This window comes from Chitinophaga ginsengisoli, from assembly GCF_003014595.1.
Taxonomy (GTDB): Bacteria; Bacteroidota; Bacteroidia; order Chitinophagales; family Chitinophagaceae; genus Chitinophaga; species Chitinophaga ginsengisoli.
The window spans coordinates 506,834-524,649 of the sequence record NZ_PYGK01000003.1 but is presented as its reverse complement, the minus strand read 5'-3'; the positions used below and the strand labels follow the sequence as shown (position 1 = coordinate 524,649).

The window sequence follows — 17,816 nt, the reverse complement described above, 5'->3', positions numbered from 1 at the left end:
CGTGGTGAAATAATTGGAGAACATCAAAAAAATCAAAACATGAAACGGACTTTAGTAAAATCAAAATATATACTTGCGGCAATGGCAGTTGCAGGAGGTCTATTCTTCTTCAATGCCTGTAGCAAAAGCTTTCTGGAACGTGATCCCCGCGGTTCACTTACAGGTGATAACGTGTCTACCAAAGATGGTATAGATGCTTTATTGATTGGCGCGTATGCTGCATTGGATGGCCAGCAGCAGGACGTAGCTGCCATCGGTACTGGTGGTCCCTGGGAAGCAGCACCGAGCAACTGGATCTACGGAAGCGTAGCTGGTGGTGATGCACATAAAGGTAGTGATGCGACTGACCAGCCGCCGATCAGCCTTATTGCTACCGGTCAGTTTGATGCGAGCAATGGCTTCTTCAATACTAAATGGAAAGTATTATTCGAAGGTGTTGTACGTACCAATATCATTCTGTCGCTGTTACCTAACGTAAAAGACATGTCAGATGGACAGAAAACACAGGTGCAGTCTGAAGCCCGTTTCCTGCGTGGTCACTATTACTTTGAGCTGAAGAAAATGTTCGGTAAAGTGCCTTGGGTTGATGAGACACAGATCACAGATTACAAACAGCCTAACAATACAGATATCTGGCCTAAGATCGAAGCAGATTTCAAGTATGCTTACGAGAACCTGCCACCAACACAATCACAGGCAGGCCGTGCCAACAAATGGGCAGCCGCTGCTTACCTGGCTAAGACCTATGTATATCAGAAAAAATGGACAGACGCTAAACCGCTGTTTGACCTGATCACTACACAGGGTGTAACTGCTAAAGGTGTTAAATATGCATTGACAGCAAGATTCGAAGACAACTTTGATTCTGAAACAAAGAACAACAGCGAGTCTGTGTTTGCTATTCAGATGTCTGCCAACAATGGTACCGGTCAGATCTCCAATGGTAACCAGGGTGAAATGCTGAACTTCCCTTACAACAGCCCATTCGGTTGTTGCGGATTCTATCAGCCTACCCAGGACCTGGTAAACTCTTACCGTACAGACGCTAACGGCTTACCTTTCCTGGAAGATTTCAACGATCATGCTGTAAAGAGCGATATGAAGGTATTATCTACTGCGCCATTTACGCCTGATGCAGGTACGCTTGATCCACGCCTTGACTGGACTGTAGGTCGCCGTGGCATCCCTTACCTGGACTGGGGTAATCACCCTGGCCGTAGCTGGGTACGTGACCAGGATTATGCTGGTCCTTACGCTCCTAAAAAGAACGTTTACTGGCAGTACAACCAGGACAAGTACAAAGATGCCAACTCCTGGGCGCCTGGTTCTGCGATCAACCTGGTGTTGATCCGTTACTCAGATGTATTGTTAATGGCGGCAGAAACAGAAGCCGAGTTAACCAACCTGGATGCTGCGCAGACATACGTGAATATGGTGCGTACCAGGGCTGCTAATCCGCAGACGCTTGTATACAAATACATCGATGACACTAAACCAATGGGTGGTTTTACCACTACTCCTGCTGCGAATTATCTGGTAAAGAACTATGCTGCAGGTGCGTTCGCCGCAATGGGTAAAGATGGCGCGCTGAAAGCCATCCGTTTCGAGCGTAAGCTGGAACTGGCGATGGAAGGTCAGCGTTTCTTCGACATTGTTCGTTGGGGAACAGCATCAGCTGAGCTGACAAGGTTCTTCGCTTATGAGTCCAAGATCACTACTGACGTGACTGGCGGTAAGTTTGTTGTTGGCCGTAATGAACACTATCCTATTCCTCAGCGTCAGATTGACCTGAGCTTTAAAAATGGTGCGAAGACGCTGGAGCAGAACGAAGGATATTAAAAATATCGTTATTTTTAACAACGAGGATAAATGGAAGGGCCCTGGTAACAGGGCCTTTCTGCTTTTATAGGTATATTTACAGTATGCCTGAACTTTATATAATAGCTGGATGTAATGGTGCTGGGAAAACTACGGCTAGCTATACAGTACTTCCTGAAATGTTGGATTGCCGGGAGTTTGTAAATGCTGATGGGATTGCGGCTGGGCTTTCTCCATTTAACCCTGAAAAAGTAGCTTTTGAGGCGGGAAGGATTATGCTGCAAAGAATAGAGCATTTATTACTTGAAATGTCAGATTTTGCTTTTGAAACGACTTTATCGACAAGGAGCTATGTGCCTTTGGTCAAAAAGGCCCAACAACAGGGATATAATGTCACGCTCCTTTATTTTTGGCTGAGTTCTCCTGAATTTGCCATACAGCGCGTAGCGCAAAGAGTAGAAGAGGGAGGACATAACATACCAGAAGATGTGATTATACGCAGATATTACAGGGGTATTCATAATTTAATGAATTTGTATATTCCCATTTGTAATAACTGGATTGTGGTGGATAATGGGGAGATGACCCCTCAGATCATTGCAAAAAGTGGGGTTTTTGAAAAAATGATTTTAAATAACGATATTTGGGATACCATTTTGAAACAAAGCGAGCACGATGGAAAATAAGAAAAAGAATATTGACGAGTTATCTGAAAAAGTGCTTCAGGGTATAACAAAAGCCTTGAAAAAATTGGCTGAAAAAAGTGCGGCCAGTAACAAGGAATTGGTAATCGGTGATAAATACGGAAATGTGAAGAGAGTGCCAGCCAAAGAGTTGTTACACAAGTTTAAATGATTTTTACCACTTTATAGCTATCCATTGATTGCCCAACTACCTCCGCTACGATAGAGAAACATCACCACGTTTTACGCAATCCAAACGCACTTGAAAACACTACGCCCTTTCATTTTCATTATTGCATCTATCACCATCTACTCATCCTGTTCTTTGAGTAAACAGGAAAAAGGCAAACTCCTTGCTGAAAAATACTGCGGTAGTTGTCATTTAGCCGTATCTCCAACGATGCTGGATAGAGTCACCTGGACGCAGCATGTGCTGCCTGCAATGGCGCCGAAGCTGGGTATTGGTGTATGGCATGAAAATGAGTATTTCCCTAAACCGACCAAAGAGGCTGCGAATATCAGTATCGAAGACTGGAAGAATATTGTTGCCTATTACCAGGAACTGGCACCTGATAGCCTGGCGCCGGCAAAGGCCTCACTGCCGCTGGCGGAAGACCTGCAGCTGTTTGATGTTTTGCGGCCGGATACGGCAGGACATACACAGACCGCTACAACGACGATGGTCTCAATTAATCCATTTACCGGTGATGTGTATTCTTCTTCCGAATATGGCGCTACTTTATATAAATGGGACGGACAAAAGAAGGTATCGCCAGCTATCAAACTGCAATCTACGGCGGTAGATATGAACTGGCGTGCCGCTGATACGGCTTTGCTGACCTGTATTGGTAACATGCGTGCTGTGGATGCGCCAACGGGCGTATTGTGGGAAGTGCATCCGGGGGAAGCCGAGTCCCGGCAAGTAAAGACTATCGGGATGGGGTTACCTCGTCCTGTACAGAGTATAGCAGCCGACTTTAATAAAGACGGACGGATGGACTACCTCGTATGCGGATTTGGACATAATTACGGTGGATTGTATGTGTTACAGCAAACACCGGAAGAAGAATACACCAAACAGCCGGTGTGGGAAGTGCCGGGTGCTATTCACACTGTTGTAGATGATTTTGATAAAGATGGCTGGCCCGATATCATGGCCTTGTTTGCGTATGGGGATGAGGGCATCTGGCTGTTCAGGAATGATCATAAGGGAGGCTTTAAACAGCAACAGTTGTTACGCTTTCCTCCTGTACAGGGTTCTACCGGATTTCAGGTGGTGGATATGAATAAGGACGGACTACCGGACATCTTATATACCTCCGGAGATAACGGGGACTACTCCATGGAGTTGAAGCCCTTTCATGGTGTGTACCTGTACCTGAATAAGGGCGACTTCAGGTTTGAGCAGGCCTGGTTTTACCCGGTGAATGGCTGTACCAAGGCCATAGCGGCTGACTTTGACCAGGATGGCGACCTGGATATCGCCAGCATCGCGTTCTTCGCTGATCTGAAGCACCGGCCGGCAGAGAAGTTTGTATTATTTAGCCAGGAAAAGCCCATACAGTTTATTCCGCATGTGATGCCGGCACTGACAGGAGCAGGCAGGTGGATCTGTATGGATGTGGGAGATTATGACAGGGATGGTGATGCGGATATAGTGCTGGGAAACTACTCAAAAGGGTTCATTATTCAGGACGATTTTAAGCCGGATTGGGACGTTAACATTCCGTTTATAATGCTCAGAAATAAAACAAAATGAATCAATTACACTTGCTCAGTTTAAAAATAGTAATTGGTGAATCAGTTTTTTGCACATTCGATTGCAGTTGTAACAAATAAATACTTATATTGCATAAGCAATGTCAGGCAAAAATCTAAATCTATGCTGCTTAAACTAATCAGTTTAATCTACGTGTAGCATTTCTTTTTCCCTGTAAACAGTTAGTGAAATATACGAAGCAATAATCTCCGCAGTATTATTGTTTATCAAGATACTCCTGATTGAACTGATCAGGTTTTAGAATGGCGGAAGGAGAGGCACATCGTGCCTCTCTTTTATTTACTACACCACCTATCATAGTTTTCTCTTTTTTTTAATGCTTATTCAGCTAACTTTAGCCTGATAAATTTAGCGGAGCGATGGAACATGCTTACCACTACGACAGGAATAAATTCGACGCGTTATTATACGGGATTATTGAGCAGAATAGTACAGAACAGGCGCTCAATTGGTTACAGCAACAAAAGGAAAAACTGGGAGACCCCGTCAGTGTACAACGCTTTAATCTCACTTTTACAGCTATCCCGCGGTTTATGGGAAAACATCCCTTAAAGTCCGGTACATCATATATTGAACTGTCTGATAATACCAGGTTTTTCATACAGGGTTTTACGTTAGACAAACTGGTGAGGATCTGGTGGTTATTACAGTTTCCGGTAGCAGACAAGGATGCTTACATCAAAGTGATAGAAGGGCTGTTTGACGCTGCTGATATGAATGAGCAGGCTGCTTTATATGCCGCATTGCCATTGCTGGCCTGGCCGGAAGCATGGGTATTCCGTACTACGGAAGGGGTTCGTTCCAACATTGGTCCCGTACAGGAAGCAGTCATGTTATATAATATTTATCCTGCACGTAACCTGGAAGAGGCAGCCTGGAATCAGCTGGTAATGAAAGCGTTTTTCACGGATAAGCCGATCCATCTGATTGCTGGTCTGGACGGAAGGGCTAATGCAAAGCTGGCGGCTACCCTTGTAGACTATGCGCATGAGCGCTGGGCCGCGGGCAGGAAGGTACATCCTATGCTCTGGCGACTGGTAGGGCCTTTTATCGATGCTGACAATTTCCCTGATATACAACGCATATGGCATTCTGAGGTAAATGTTGAAAAAGAAGCCGCAGCCCTGGCCTGTGCCTCCAGTACATATGCTCCTGCAAGACATTTGCTGGAGCAGTCAGCCAATCTTAGAGATGAGATAAGCAGCCAACGTCTGACATGGGACACGATTGCAGCGCGTATAGCATAAACGTGTATCACACCTTCAGTGTATATAATAGTAACTTGCCGGCGGCAACTCAGTCCGACCAGGCAGGTTGTTCATTTACAGGTCTCAATAAAACCTAATAAGATATGTGTAGCAGTCATGAGTTAACAGGTAAAGAATATCAACCTATTGCCACATCTTCCTCCTATATGGAGCGCATAAAAGGAATGCGTTTTTTTGATCCTCATGTACATATGACATCCCGTACAACGGATGACTATCAGGCAATGGCGGATGCAGGAGTGGTAGCGATCATAGAACCGGCCTTCTGGCTGGGACAGCCGCGTACCGGGGTGGATACTTTCCGTGATTATTTTAACAGCCTGATAGGCTGGGAAAGGTTCCGGTCCTCGCAATTTGGCATTAAACATTATTGTACGATTGGCCTCAATTCCAAGGAAGCCAATAATGAAAGGCTGGCAGAAGCCGTAATGGAGATACTGCCATCATTTGTATATAAAGAGGGCGTGGTAGGCGTTGGGGAGATCGGTTTTGACGATCAGACTGCCGCTGAGGAAAAATACTACCGCGCACAGCTTGAACTCGCTAAAGAAGCAGGGCTCCCTGTTCAGATACATACCCCACACCGGGACAAGAAAAAAGGTACTCAACGTAGTATGGACATCGCACTGGAGCACGGTCTGGCCCCCCATATGGTCATTGTCGATCACAACAATGAGGAAACGGTGAAGGAAGTACTGGACCGTGGTTTCTGGGCAGCGTTCACTATTTATCCCTTTACTAAAATGGGTAATGAACGTATGGTAGAAATCGTCAAACAGTATGGTAGTGAACGCATAATGGTAAATTCTGCGGCAGATTGGGGCATCAGTGACCCCCTGGCTGTACCGAAAACCGCGGCGCTCATGCACGAAAGTGGTATTGACTTGAATGATATTCATTTGGTAACTTTCCGCAATGCTATAACTGCTTTCGCTCAAAGTGGTCAGATGGACGAAGCGGATTTTGACACAGTCAAAGATGTGGATCAAAGTCTGAAATTTAATGGAAGCACCGTACTGCGCGGTGGCCAACAGCCAAGAATAGATAAACAATCTAATATTATTAGATAAATCGTTACAAGTCTGTACTACGGATGTCTCTTGCTATGTAGGTGAATGCAGTAACATTGCTGTGTTTCATACATAAGCGGACCATTCGTGTTGCCTACTTGGAGAAAACCCGAGCCCGGTGAATTATATTGTAAGCAAGTTGTTAGGATATTTACGTTTAATGCGGCCCGCCAACATAGTAACTGCTGTGGCAGATATATTGGCGGGGGTCGCTATTTCCGGCTTCCTGGGTTCTGAAGTGTCAAGTTACCTGGACCATCTGCTGCCTGTGATTTGTATGTGCCTGGCAACGATGGGGCTTTATGGCGGCGGAGTGGTATTTAATGATGTGATGGATGCTGAACTCGATAAGAAGGAGCGTCCGGAACGTCCGATACCTAGTGGAGTGATATCTCTCACAGAAGCCATAGTGCTGGGAAGTTATCTTTTACTGGTAGGAGTACTGGCGGCTTTTACTGTGGGGCGTATTACCGGTTATTTTGCATTGGGTATTGCCGTTTCTGCACTGGTGTATGATAAATGGGGGAAACATTTATCATGGGGACCTGTTAATATGGGGTTATGCCGTGGATTAAACCTGCTGATGGGCATCAGTATGGTTGAATCTGCCTTGAACCAGTATTGGTGGATCGGCCTGATCCCGGTGGTGTATATCGCTGCGGTGACAGCCATCAGCAGGGGGGAAGTGCATGGAGGGAATAAACGCATACTGAATATTTCTGCCTTTTGTTATGCGCTGGTATATGGTACCATATTGGTACTGGCCGCGATAAACGGGCATATGTTAATAGCCGCACCATTTGTCATTCTGTTTGCTTTCATGATCAATCTGCCTCTGGTCAGGGCCATGAAAGAGCCCTCCGGTTCTAACATCGGAAAGGCCGTAAAAGGAGGCATTATTGCGCTGGTAGCGATGAATGCCGCCTGGGTAGCTGCTTTTTCCACCCTGCCTCATGCATTACTGGTATTGATCTTATTGCCATTGTCCTTACTATTGGCCAGAGCGTTTGCCGTTACCTGATTTCCTGCCCGTTATTGGTAATTCGTCATAGCAATTAAATTTTGTACTTTAACAGTCTGTTTGACGATTCATTAAACCAAAGAAACATTAGAGCGATTATCCATGCAGAGTATTCAACAGACTTTTAGAGTAGATTATTCATATAAGGTCTTTTTTACGCGGTCCCTTTTTAATCCATCTAATCCGGAATTCCGGAATTATCTGGCATCCCAGGTTACACAGGGACTGACCAAGAAGCTACTTTTCATTCTTGATGATGGCGTAGCGAAAGCCCATCCGGCGCTTACAACAGCAATAACAGCTTATTTACAACAAATAGAAGGTTTTAAAATTGCAGGAGATGTGATCCTTGTACCCGGTGGCGAAGCCTGCAAAAATGACCAGGAACTTTTTTATAGTCTGATAGATCAGATAGATGGGCAAGGCATAGATCGACATTCTTTTGTAGTAGCTATCGGCGGTGGTGCGGTACTTGATCTGGTGGGAATGGTGGCTGCTGTATCACACAGAGGCGTTCGTCATATTCGTATACCGACCACCGTATTGTCGCAGAATGATTCAGGTGTAGGCGTTAAGAATGGAGTTAACTACCGGGGGAAAAAGAACTTCCTTGGTACGTTTGCGCCGCCGGCCGCAGTGTTTAATGATGCCGAATTCCTGACTACCCTGGAGGAAAGAGATTGGCGCTCAGGTATATCAGAAGCAGTGAAAGTAGCGTTAATAAAAGATGCTGCTTTTTTTGAGTGGCTGGAGGCCAATGCGCAGGCACTGGTGAAGAATGATTTACCCGTTATGCAGGAGCTGGTGTACAGATGCGCTGCTTTGCATATGGCACATATCGGAGGAAGCGGTGATCCCTTTGAAAGCGGTTCTTCCCGTCCGCTGGACTTCGGACACTGGAGTGCTCATAAGCTGGAACAGCTGACAGACTTTACCTTGCGTCATGGAGAAGCTGTTTCGATAGGGATAGCTGTTGACAGCGTATATTCCTCTTTGTTAGGATGGATCGATGCGGCTGCGGCAGAGCGGATTGTCCGTTTGCTGATAAACCTGCAACTGCCTGTTTATCATTCCCTGCTGGACACGCAGAACGGTGTTTCGTCGGCTGTTATCAAAGGCTTACAGGAGTTCCGGGAACACCTTGGCGGACGTCTCACTATCTGTCTGTTGAAAGCAATAGGACAGGGTGCAGAGGTACATGTAATAGATGAAGTGTTACTGAATAAAGCTATAGCGCATTTAAAAGTGAACTATGAGAGTATCTGACCATTCTCATTTAACCTATTGCACGAATATCCATCCCGGAGAGAACTGGAATGCTCATTTCCAGCAACTCAAACAATTTATCCCGGCTGTAAAGCAGGAAGTATCTCCTGATAAACCATTTGGCATAGGATTACGCTTATCCAATACGGCCAGTCTGGAACTGAGCAAAGAGGAGGCATTGCTTGAATTTAAGCAGTGGCTGCAGGAGCACAATTGTTATGTATTTACCATGAATGGATTCCCCTATGGCGGTTTCCATCATACAATAGTAAAAGACCAGGTGCATACCCCAGACTGGACAACAGCTGAAAGGGTTGCTTATACCATCCGCCTGTTCCGCCTGTTGGCAGCCCTGTTACCTGAAGGCATGGAGGGCGGTATTTCTACATCACCGCTTACCTATAAATTGTGGCATGTACGTTGTGATACAGAAAGAGAGGCCGTTATGGAAAACGCTACCCTCAAAGTATTACTTGTAGTAGAACAGTTGGTACGAACCCGGCGCGGTGGTGGGCCCCTGATGCACCTTGATATTGAGCCCGAGCCCGATGGATTAATGGAAAATTCGCAGGAATATCTTCACTGGTATCTGAATTACCTGTTGCCATATGGTGTGCCTTTTCTGCAGGATAAATTTGGCATGAATGAAGAAGAAGCAACAGCCAGTATAAAAGCACATGTACAGCTATGTTATGATGTATGTCATTTCGCATTGGTATACGAATCGGCAGAAAGTGTATTGAAGAAATTGCATGAACATGGACTAAAAGTAGGTAAGATACAGATCAGTGCCGCAGTAAAAGCCCTGCTGCCAGCAGAGATGGCAGCAAGAAAGCCGTTGATCGATGCCTTCCGGGAGTTTAATGAAACGACCTATCTGCACCAGGTGGTAGCACGCAAGGCAGACGGGTATATACATTATCCGGATCTTCCGCAGGCATTGGAAGATGCCGCCAACCCGGCGGTAGAAGAATGGCGCTCTCATTTCCATGTGCCTGTATTTATCGATAGTTACGGAGTATTATCATCTACTCGTTCCGATATAGAGAAAGTATTAGCATTACAACGGAAACAACCATTTACACAACACATGGAAGTCGAGACTTATACCTGGGATGTATTGCCGGCTGATCTAAAGTTACCTATGGACAGGTCCATTTCAAGGGAGCTGCACTGGGTGTTGCAACAGCTGGACCAATAATTCTTAAATCTAGTTTTGACCCACATATCCTAACGGCGCCGCACTCATGAAAAAGACAGTAGTAATTGATGTAGTAGGTCTCTCTTCCTCTCTGATAGGTGCTCACACACCTTTCCTGCAGGCATACGTCAGCCGGCAGCATTTGTCAACCATTAAGCCCATGGTGCCAGCTGTGACTACGGCTGTGCAGAGTACCTATGTCACGGGGCAATGGCCTTCAGAAACGGGCATTGTCGGTAATGGCTGGTACGACAGACAAGACAGTGAAATAAAATTCTGGAAGCAGTCCAATAAACTGGTAGAAGCTCCAAAAATATGGGACAGGGCTAAACGCCTGGATCCTTCTTTTACCTGCTCAAAAATGTTCTGGTGGTACAATATGTATTCTACCGCCGATTATTCGGTGACTCCCCGTCCGCAATACCTTGCTGACGGCCGAAAGGCACCGGATTGCTATTCTCATCCAGCCTCCCTGCGTGACCATCTGCAGAAAGAACTGGGTACGTTCCCGTTATTTCAGTTCTGGGGGCCCGGTGCCAATATCAAATCCACACAATGGATTGCAGATGCATCTATGCTGACAGATGACTTATATGATCCGACACTAACGCTGATCTATCTGCCTCACCTGGACTACTGCCTGCAGAAATTCGGGCAGGACTTCAGCCGCATCAGCAAAGAGCTGGGAGAAGTTGACGCAGTATGTAAACAGCTGGTTGAGTTCTACGAGAAGAAAGGTTGCGAAGTGATCATTTTATCTGAATATGGTATTACCAATGTCAATCACCCTATCCACCTGAACCGCCGCTTCCGCGAGGAAGGCCTGTTGCAGATCAGGGAAGAAAGGGGACTGGAGCTGTTGGACCCCGGTGCATCAAAGGCATTTGTGGTAGCAGACCACCAGATTGCACATGTGTATGTAAATGATCCTGCTGTTTATAAGAAAGTCCGCAGTATTGTAGAAAACACTCCCGGAGTAGAACTGGTGCTTGACAGGGAAGGTAAACGCCAGCATCATCTGCACCACTCACGGAGTGGCGAGCTGGTACTTGTAGCAGATGCCAATAGCTGGTTCACTTACTATTACTGGCTGGATGATGCGAAAGCACCCGATTTTGCCCGCACGGTTGAGATCCACAAGAAACCCGGATATGACCCTGTAGAGATGTTCATGAATCCTGCAGATCCCCTGGTCAAACTGAAGGCAGGCTTTAAACTGCTGAAGAAAAAACTGGGCTTCCGTTATCTCATGAATGTGATACCATTGGATGCGACGCTGATAAAAGGCTCTCACGGGCGTATTTCTGAGGATAAGGTCAATCACCCTGTACTTATATCAGGCCGGGTGCCTGAAGGGCAGGAACTGGTTCCTACGGACGTTTATGGTGTGATCTGGAACGCATTGACAAGATGATCTTAAAGAAAAAGGGATCAGGAATTGAAAGACCGGGAAGGTATTTCAATTCCTGATCCCTTTTTCTTTCGTATATATCGAAAAACACTACCCCATGAAACAACTCTTTCTGTTTGCATGTATGCTGCTGTTTGCATGCATATCTTCTGCGCAGGACAATTCCTTTCTTTACCAATACAACAAACAACGGATCAATAGCACCAAAACAGCCATGCTTGTACTGGGCGGCTGGGGAGTAGCAAACGTTACAGCAGGACTGATCGGTAACGGTACTGCCGGGGGTGAAGCAAAGTATTTTCATCAGATGAATGCTGTCTGGGGAGTTGTCAACCTGGGCATTGCCACGGCGAGCTATTTTGGCAACAGAAGGCTGGATCCGGGAAAATACAACTGGCAGGGAAGTGTGCAGGAACAACATAAAATAGAAAAGATCTTTCTGATCAATGGGGCGCTGGACCTGGCTTATATAGCCAGTGGATTGTTTCTGCGGGAGCATGGTAAGTCAAAGCTTACCGGAACGGCCCATGACCGCTGGAAAGGATATGGCAACTCTTTCATCCTGCAGGGCGCTTTTCTGCTGCTCTTTGACGGCGTGAACTTTACGGTGCATCATGCGCACGGTAAGGGGTTATTTCAGCGGTTTAATGATCTGCAATTAAGTGTTGCACCCGGTGGAGTTGGACTGGTGTACAGTTGGTAATATTCGGCCATATTTGCTGTTTTTGCCTTTTTATAGTGAACTTATTCAAATCATAGATTTAGTAGGCTAGATAGGTTATACACGGGTCTAAGCCGCTGCTGTCAGAATTATTACCTAAAGTTATCTCCAATAACTTTTAGTAATAGTGACACGCTACCCTGAATTTTGTTGAACCCGCATCAGTGCTGTAGCTTTGAACTGTCCTTCCACTAAAACATCGATGTATAGCTGTATAGGATACCTGTAATTCACACATACCAACCATCAAATAAATAAGTAGCGGAGGCTTAGCACCAGGCCTATTTGCTGAAGGAAGTATTTTATGATCACATTATTGCAACAGACCGATTATCTGGTCGTTTTAGTTATCGGCGTTATTGTCGGTTATCTGTCCGGTTTACTGGGCAAAGGAGGGAGTGCAGTCAGTACGCCCGCGCTACAGATCTTTGCAGGGGTAAATCCATTTTATGCATTGGCTTCACCATTACCGGCAGCTATTACCAGTACTATTTCCGCAACCACGGTATATAGCAGGCAGAAGTTGTTCAACAGGCAGGTCATCATTACCGGCGCATTGTTTGGTATACCAGCTACGCTGGCCGGTGCATGGATGAGTAAGTTTCTGCCGGGAAAGACACTAATGATCCTGACTGCTTTGTTCATTGTGTCAATAGGGGGCTCTTTACTGTTTTCTTTTTTGCGTAAGAAAGATCATGTTGGAGAGGACCATCCGGTAGACGCCGCGGAAGGGCATCATATGCTGATTGTGATGGCTTCTCTGGGTATCGGACTATTGTCAGGATTGCTGGCAAATGCCGGCGGTGTATTGTTCAGTTCCTTCTTCATTAAAAAACTGCATATGCCTATTAAGCAGGCGTTGGCCTGCTCTATTGTATTATCGGCGTTATTATCGGTGCCGGGAGCGCTGGCGCATTGGTGGCTGGGGCATATTGACTGGAATATTGCATTGTTGTTGTCGCTGACGGCGATTCCATCTTCTTATCTGGGGGCCAAAACGGCTGTAAAAATGAAGTCTCCTATCCTGGAGAAGCTGTTTGCCTGTACATTGATCATATTCGGGTTATATGATATCATTTACACACTTTGGAAATAATTAACAGGGGGACATGGGAGATATGCTAGAAGTAGAGAAAACACAAATGGCTCGCATTGCGAGCCATTCTTATTAATATGCTAAGCGCTGCCAGGCGCTATACGCTGAAACTTCCTCTTGCATCAATAGCACCAATGCATTACTCTGTTATACTCTTTCTTTCCGGATCTGAGCCCTTTCTTCCGGAGGTAATGTACTTACCACAAGATCATACGCATTTTGAAGAAGCGACTGTAATTCAGGCACGGGCAAAGTATCCAAAGATCTTATCTGTACCCAGTGGTAACGTGCCAGGTATGGAGCCGGCACAATGCCTGGTTGTGAAATAAGACGATGAAAATCTTCCAGACGGCATTTCAAGGATACGCGATGTGGCTCGTTTTTGGAGATCATGCAGAATAATTTTTCTCCTACGGAGAACCGCAGATCTTCATCCCATTTTTCTTCCTGTGTTACGGCAGGAAATGCGAGACAGTAATTAAGGGTCATGTCAAACATAATACTGGCAGCTTAAAATGTTAAAAAATCGTTGAGTGGAAAGTATAAAAGCTCAATCAGAAAAAATGAAACAACAAGTAATGGTAAAAGGTTTGTTGATTGTCTTCATTTTCCAGTTTTTGTCAGACATGAGGGTCTGTTCCGGATATGTTATTTTCTTTGTGTTATAGCTGATGGACAACTAACCTAAAACCTTAGGGGATCCTGACTCTATTCCCACTATAAATTTAAGCATCTTTTCCCAAAGCCAGATGTATATTTTTCGTTAACAACTGATACAGACAAGTCTATAAACAGGTAGTCCATAGGCAATGATCACCACATCTGTTATAGTTTAAAAAAATACTATAAGTTAGTGACTATCACCTATGGACTACTATGGCTTATGGATGAGTTACTTAAATCGTCTTGCCATTTTTTCTTCCAGCACGCTTAGCGGAACACAACCATCTTTTAACAATTCATCATGAAAGTTTTTGATGCTGAATCCAGTGGATTGAGTGTATTTATTCCGCAGTTCCCGGATCTTCAGTTCCCCGATCTTATAAGACAACGCCTGACCGGGTATGGCCATATACCGTTCTATTTCAGACACCGCTTCGTGTTCACTCACAGGCTCGTTGTCCATCATATATTTGATAGCCTGCTCCCTGGTCCATCCTTTGGCATGCATACCTACATCCACCACCAGGCGGATGGCACGATGGATCTCGTCTGACAGGTGACCGAAATAGCTGTAGGGATTGGTATACAGTCCCAGGTCTCTACCGAGGCTTTCACAGTATAATGCGTACCCTTCACCGTAGGAACCGATCCAGTTGAAACGGCGGAACTTGGGAAGAGAATCATTTTCCTGCTGGATGGAGGTCTGGAAATGATGCCCTGGAATAGCCTCATGCAGGAACAGGCATTCCATTCCTGTATAGTTGAAAGTAGTAGCATCCAGGATAGGCACATAAAAGACACCGGGGCGGGAACCGTCGGGACTGCCCGGCATATATTCGGCACTAGCGGACGCAGCACGGAAAGCTTCTGTCTGACGGATTTCAAACTTTGTTTTGGGTAGATGTCCGTATAACTCTTTTACAGCAGGCATGATCTTTTGCTCGATGGCCCTGAAAGAATCCAGTACCTGTGAGGGGGTCGTAAATATCCTGAACTGTTTGTCTGTACGAATGAAGTTAAAGAATGCCGGCAGGTCGCCTGTAAAACCGGTGCTGTTCTTGACAGAATCCATCTCTCTTCTGATGCGTGCCACTTCCTTTTCGCCGGTAGCGTATATCTGATCAGGTGTCAGGTCGGTGGTTGTCCAGAATCTGATCAGGTATGTATACCATTCCTTTCCGTTTGGCAGGCCGTCAATGCCTGTGCTGGTCCGGGTTTTAGGTAGGTACTCATTGACAATGAAGTCATGGAGTTTCGCATAGGAGGGAAGCACATACTGTTCGATGGCTGCTTTATAGGCAGTACGGAGTTCATTCCTGCCCGTGCTGTCAATATCGGCGGGGAGGAGTCGTAAAGGAGTATAGAATACATTGTTGCTGTCTTTCTTTGCCAGGTCGGCAAGTTGAGGGATGACTTTCAATGCAAGTGCTTTCGGTAATACATATCCGGTAGACATACCTCGCCGCATGTTTGCAATAGCTGTATCGCTCCATTCCGCAAAGCTTTTCATTCTCTGAATGAACTTTTCATAATCTGCTTTGTTCTTAAACGGCTGGGCGCTTGTACCCGAACCAAATTGGGGGAGCGTAAGGGTGAGGCCCCAGAATTGCTGAATAGGCATCAGGTGATCGGGAAAGCGGAGGCCTGCCTTACCTATAGATACTTCCCTTTGTAGCATGGAATAGCTAATCAGGTCATTATCATTAAGTACTGTAGTGTCAATTCCCTGTAATGCTGCCTGATAGCGGGTATAAAAGCTATCAAGTTTTAACCGGAAACGATCGCTGATATCGATCTGCAGCAGTCCGTCGTACTGATGTTCTCCATTCATGGTAGCATCCAGCGGAAAGAATTCCATCTTCTCATCATAATAATGTTGAACAAGGTGATGCAAGGAATCCGGAGCGTTATTTCCAGCCGGTTTACCTGGTCCTGAGCAGGAGGCTGAAAAGATCGTCACTGCCAGCAAAAGGGCGTAGTTAGTCTTTAGCATATGTTGCGATTAGATGAAGGTGATATATTTCTATACGTTAATAGCTTCCGGAAAGTATAAACATAAAAAAAAAACACTCCGAAGAATCGGAATGTTTTATATAGAACAGTGAACAATGAAAACTCTTTCATTAGTTGATAAAGCCATTATTATAAATTTATAGTAAAGGCAAGTAATTGATTCCGTGCTACTTTATCCCACAAACCTGCACAAACGGAGCTTACTTTTATCAACCCGCCTGTCCGGACAAGCCAGCAGGCGAATGCAAAATTAGTTTAATTAACAAACCGAACTTGTTAACCTATTTTAAATTTTTGATTTTTATGCTACGGAATGACACTGTATTGCCGTGGTCCTGCAATAAAATGTGTCCTTCGGGCCACAATCCAAAGTTATTCCAATTTTTATACTTGCTGATCGCTACCAGGTCTTTAAATTCTTTGGAACCTCTGTCGTACTCAACCATTTTGAAACCATTCAACCAATGTTCCACATGATTGTTGGGATACACAATTATACGCCCTTTATTCCATTCTCCAATCTTCTTTATTGCGGCTTTATTCAGATCAGTATTTTTCCGGGGAATCAGGTCATACAGGGAAGACAGGGTTCTGTTGCCATCGCGGCCCAGTTTCGCATCCGGATGACGCTCGTCGTCCAGCACCTGGTATTCCAATCCTATAGCTGATTTACCTTTCGTGTCGTAACTTTCTTTTACATTATATTTTACGCCACTGTTGGCGCCTTCAGTTAGCTTGAAGTCAAACTCCAGTTCAAAAGCACCGTATTCTTTCGTGGTTACGATATCGCCGCCGGAGCCCATTTCATCACCGTTTGACTGGTGGATGGACAATTCGCCGTTTTCCATCGTCCAGCCGGCAGTCGGAAACTTGTCCTGGTTCACTCTGCGCCAGCCATTGCTGGTTTTACCGTCCCAGAGTAACTGATATCCATTCTTCTTTTCCTGTTCGGAAACGTTATTCGGAATATCATTTACTACATATATTTTATCATATGGAGAATATTGCGAAGGAGCCGGATTTTCCATGATGCGGATATTGCGCCAGTGGATCTGTTTTCCCTTATCATCTTCTTTATAGATCTGGTGTACCTGCAACGCGATGAATCCTTTGAGGGTCATATCGTCGATCAGGTGAGCGGTAGGAACGCCATTTACCCAGGTACGGATCTCGGAACCACGGCATTCTATACGGTATTTGTTCCAGTCCTGTTTTTTGAATGCAGATTTGGCAGCAGGATTCAGTTCCAGCGGATAGAGCCATCCACGGCGGGCTTCATCATAGATACCACCACTCCAGGCACGGTCGCTGGGATCGACTTCCATCTGATACCCATGCACACGACCGTTGTTGTACTCTGGTGTACTTTCACTGCGGAACTGTATGCCATAATTCATAGGAGCATCCAGCTTCAGTTCAAGTTCAAGTATAAAATCGCCGTATTCTTTTTCTGTAGCGAGGAAGGAATTCGGGCTGCCGGCTACAGAAGTTCCATTGATCATCCCGTCTTTCGCATCATAAAGTGCTGTCCCATTTACTTCTTTCCAGCCATTCAGTGTCTTGCCATCAAACAGGTTTTTCCATTCTGCTTTCTTTTGCTGTGCGACAGAGAAGCTGCTTATAAGTATGGCGCTGCATACCAATAACGTGTTTTTCATAACCATAACCAAAAGTACTCTTAAAAGTAAATAATGATAAGAATTTATTCAACCGATTGCACAAATTTTTTGATAAGCGGTATTATTTCAGGTTGATTTTATGCAATCGTTTGCAATTTATGACTAATCTACTTAACTTGTACTACC

At 45.3% G+C, this 17,816-nt stretch carries 15 protein-coding genes; 12 read left to right on the top strand and 3 right to left on the bottom strand.

Annotated elements, in window-relative coordinates; genetic code table 11:
- Window positions 1-39 precede the first annotated feature (39 nt).
- The 12 genes from CLV42_RS10065 (at window position 40) to CLV42_RS10010 (ending at window position 13,335) form a co-directional block, all read left to right on the top strand.
- Window positions 40-1,839, top strand: coding sequence for a RagB/SusD family nutrient uptake outer membrane protein (locus CLV42_RS10065; RefSeq protein ID WP_106601773.1), 1,800 nt, complete (start codon window positions 40-42; stop codon window positions 1,837-1,839).
- An 83-nt stretch (window positions 1,840-1,922) separates the two neighbouring features.
- Window positions 1,923-2,504 (top strand): zeta toxin family protein, encoded by a 582-nt coding sequence (locus CLV42_RS10060; RefSeq protein WP_106601772.1) that lies wholly within the window; start codon window positions 1,923-1,925, stop codon window positions 2,502-2,504.
- A complete protein-coding gene (locus tag CLV42_RS10055) occupies window positions 2,494-2,673 on the top strand; it encodes a hypothetical protein (protein ID WP_106601771.1) in 180 nt (59 codons plus the stop codon). Before CLV42_RS10060 ends, CLV42_RS10055 begins: the two co-directional genes overlap by 11 nt.
- Window positions 2,674-2,763: 90 nt before the next feature.
- On the top strand, window positions 2,764-4,260 hold the full coding sequence (locus CLV42_RS10050; protein ID WP_146154359.1) for an FG-GAP repeat domain-containing protein: 1,497 nt from the start codon (window positions 2,764-2,766) through the stop codon (window positions 4,258-4,260).
- A gap of 380 nt (window positions 4,261-4,640) precedes the next feature.
- Window positions 4,641-5,528 (top strand): EboA domain-containing protein, encoded by an 888-nt coding sequence (locus tag CLV42_RS10045; protein WP_106601769.1) that lies wholly within the window; start codon window positions 4,641-4,643, stop codon window positions 5,526-5,528.
- A 104-nt stretch (window positions 5,529-5,632) separates the two neighbouring features.
- Window positions 5,633-6,619 carry a TatD family hydrolase gene (locus tag CLV42_RS10040; RefSeq protein ID WP_106601768.1) on the top strand — a complete coding sequence of 329 codons (987 nt, stop codon included), beginning with the start codon at window positions 5,633-5,635 and terminating at the stop codon, window positions 6,617-6,619.
- 160 nt (window positions 6,620-6,779) lie between these two features.
- Entirely contained in the window at window positions 6,780-7,640 is an 861-nt protein-coding gene (eboC, locus tag CLV42_RS10035; protein WP_106601767.1) for a UbiA-like protein EboC, read from the top strand.
- A 102-nt stretch (window positions 7,641-7,742) separates the two neighbouring features.
- On the top strand, window positions 7,743-8,906 hold the full coding sequence (locus tag CLV42_RS10030; RefSeq protein ID WP_106601766.1) for a 3-dehydroquinate synthase: 1,164 nt from the start codon (window positions 7,743-7,745) through the stop codon (window positions 8,904-8,906).
- Entirely contained in the window at window positions 8,893-10,107 is a 1,215-nt protein-coding gene (eboE, locus tag CLV42_RS10025; RefSeq protein WP_106601765.1) for a metabolite traffic protein EboE, read from the top strand. The genes CLV42_RS10030 and eboE overlap by 14 nt, the downstream gene beginning before the upstream one ends.
- A 46-nt stretch (window positions 10,108-10,153) precedes the next feature.
- Window positions 10,154-11,521, top strand: a complete 1,368-nt coding sequence (locus CLV42_RS10020) for an alkaline phosphatase family protein (protein WP_106601764.1) — start codon at window positions 10,154-10,156, stop codon at window positions 11,519-11,521.
- A 94-nt stretch (window positions 11,522-11,615) separates the two neighbouring features.
- Entirely contained in the window at window positions 11,616-12,221 is a 606-nt protein-coding gene (locus CLV42_RS10015; protein WP_106601763.1) for a DUF6992 family protein, read from the top strand.
- Between the two features lie 322 nt (window positions 12,222-12,543).
- Window positions 12,544-13,335: a sulfite exporter TauE/SafE family protein gene (locus tag CLV42_RS10010; protein ID WP_106601762.1), complete on the top strand. Its 792-nt coding sequence runs from the start codon at window positions 12,544-12,546 to the stop codon at window positions 13,333-13,335.
- A gap of 147 nt (window positions 13,336-13,482) precedes the next feature.
- Here the strand turns inward: CLV42_RS10010 and CLV42_RS10005 are convergent, their stop codons facing one another.
- From CLV42_RS10005 to CLV42_RS09995, 3 genes are all read right to left on the bottom strand, one after another.
- Window positions 13,483-13,824, bottom strand: a complete 342-nt coding sequence (locus tag CLV42_RS10005) for an MmcQ/YjbR family DNA-binding protein (RefSeq protein WP_211303424.1) — start codon at window positions 13,822-13,824, stop codon at window positions 13,483-13,485.
- 403 nt (window positions 13,825-14,227) lie between these two features.
- Complete coding sequence (locus CLV42_RS10000) at window positions 14,228-15,991, bottom strand: DUF885 domain-containing protein (RefSeq protein WP_106601760.1); 1,764 nt, start codon at window positions 15,989-15,991, stop codon at window positions 14,228-14,230.
- A 301-nt stretch (window positions 15,992-16,292) separates the two neighbouring features.
- On the bottom strand, window positions 16,293-17,669 hold the full coding sequence (locus CLV42_RS09995; protein ID WP_106601941.1) for a 3-keto-disaccharide hydrolase: 1,377 nt from the start codon (window positions 17,667-17,669) through the stop codon (window positions 16,293-16,295).
- Window positions 17,670-17,816 lie beyond the last annotated feature (147 nt).

What these genes read in the sequence shown, in the direction of transcription:
- CLV42_RS10065 (WP_106601773.1), top strand. Translation starts at nt 40, where the DNA reads ATGAAACGGACTTTAGTAAAATCAAAATATATACTTGCGGCAATGGCA.
- CLV42_RS10060 (WP_106601772.1), top strand. Translation starts at nt 1,923, where the DNA reads ATGCCTGAACTTTATATAATAGCTGGATGTAATGGTGCTGGGAAAACT.
- CLV42_RS10055 (WP_106601771.1), top strand. Translation starts at nt 2,494, where the DNA reads ATGGAAAATAAGAAAAAGAATATTGACGAGTTATCTGAAAAAGTGCTT.
- CLV42_RS10045 (WP_106601769.1), top strand. Translation starts at nt 4,641, where the DNA reads ATGGAACATGCTTACCACTACGACAGGAATAAATTCGACGCGTTATTA.
- CLV42_RS10040 (WP_106601768.1), top strand. Translation starts at nt 5,633, where the DNA reads ATGTGTAGCAGTCATGAGTTAACAGGTAAAGAATATCAACCTATTGCC.
- eboC (WP_106601767.1), top strand. Translation starts at nt 6,780, where the DNA reads ATGCGGCCCGCCAACATAGTAACTGCTGTGGCAGATATATTGGCGGGG.
- CLV42_RS10030 (WP_106601766.1), top strand. Translation starts at nt 7,743, where the DNA reads ATGCAGAGTATTCAACAGACTTTTAGAGTAGATTATTCATATAAGGTC.
- eboE (WP_106601765.1), top strand. Translation starts at nt 8,893, where the DNA reads ATGAGAGTATCTGACCATTCTCATTTAACCTATTGCACGAATATCCAT.
- CLV42_RS10020 (WP_106601764.1), top strand. Translation starts at nt 10,154, where the DNA reads ATGAAAAAGACAGTAGTAATTGATGTAGTAGGTCTCTCTTCCTCTCTG.
- CLV42_RS10015 (WP_106601763.1), top strand. Translation starts at nt 11,616, where the DNA reads ATGAAACAACTCTTTCTGTTTGCATGTATGCTGCTGTTTGCATGCATA.
- CLV42_RS10010 (WP_106601762.1), top strand. Translation starts at nt 12,544, where the DNA reads ATGATCACATTATTGCAACAGACCGATTATCTGGTCGTTTTAGTTATC.
- CLV42_RS10005 (WP_211303424.1), bottom strand. Translation starts at nt 13,824, where the DNA reads ATGACCCTTAATTACTGTCTCGCATTTCCTGCCGTAACACAGGAAGAA.
- CLV42_RS10000 (WP_106601760.1), bottom strand. Translation starts at nt 15,991, where the DNA reads ATGCTAAAGACTAACTACGCCCTTTTGCTGGCAGTGACGATCTTTTCA.
- CLV42_RS09995 (WP_106601941.1), bottom strand. Translation starts at nt 17,669, where the DNA reads ATGAAAAACACGTTATTGGTATGCAGCGCCATACTTATAAGCAGCTTC.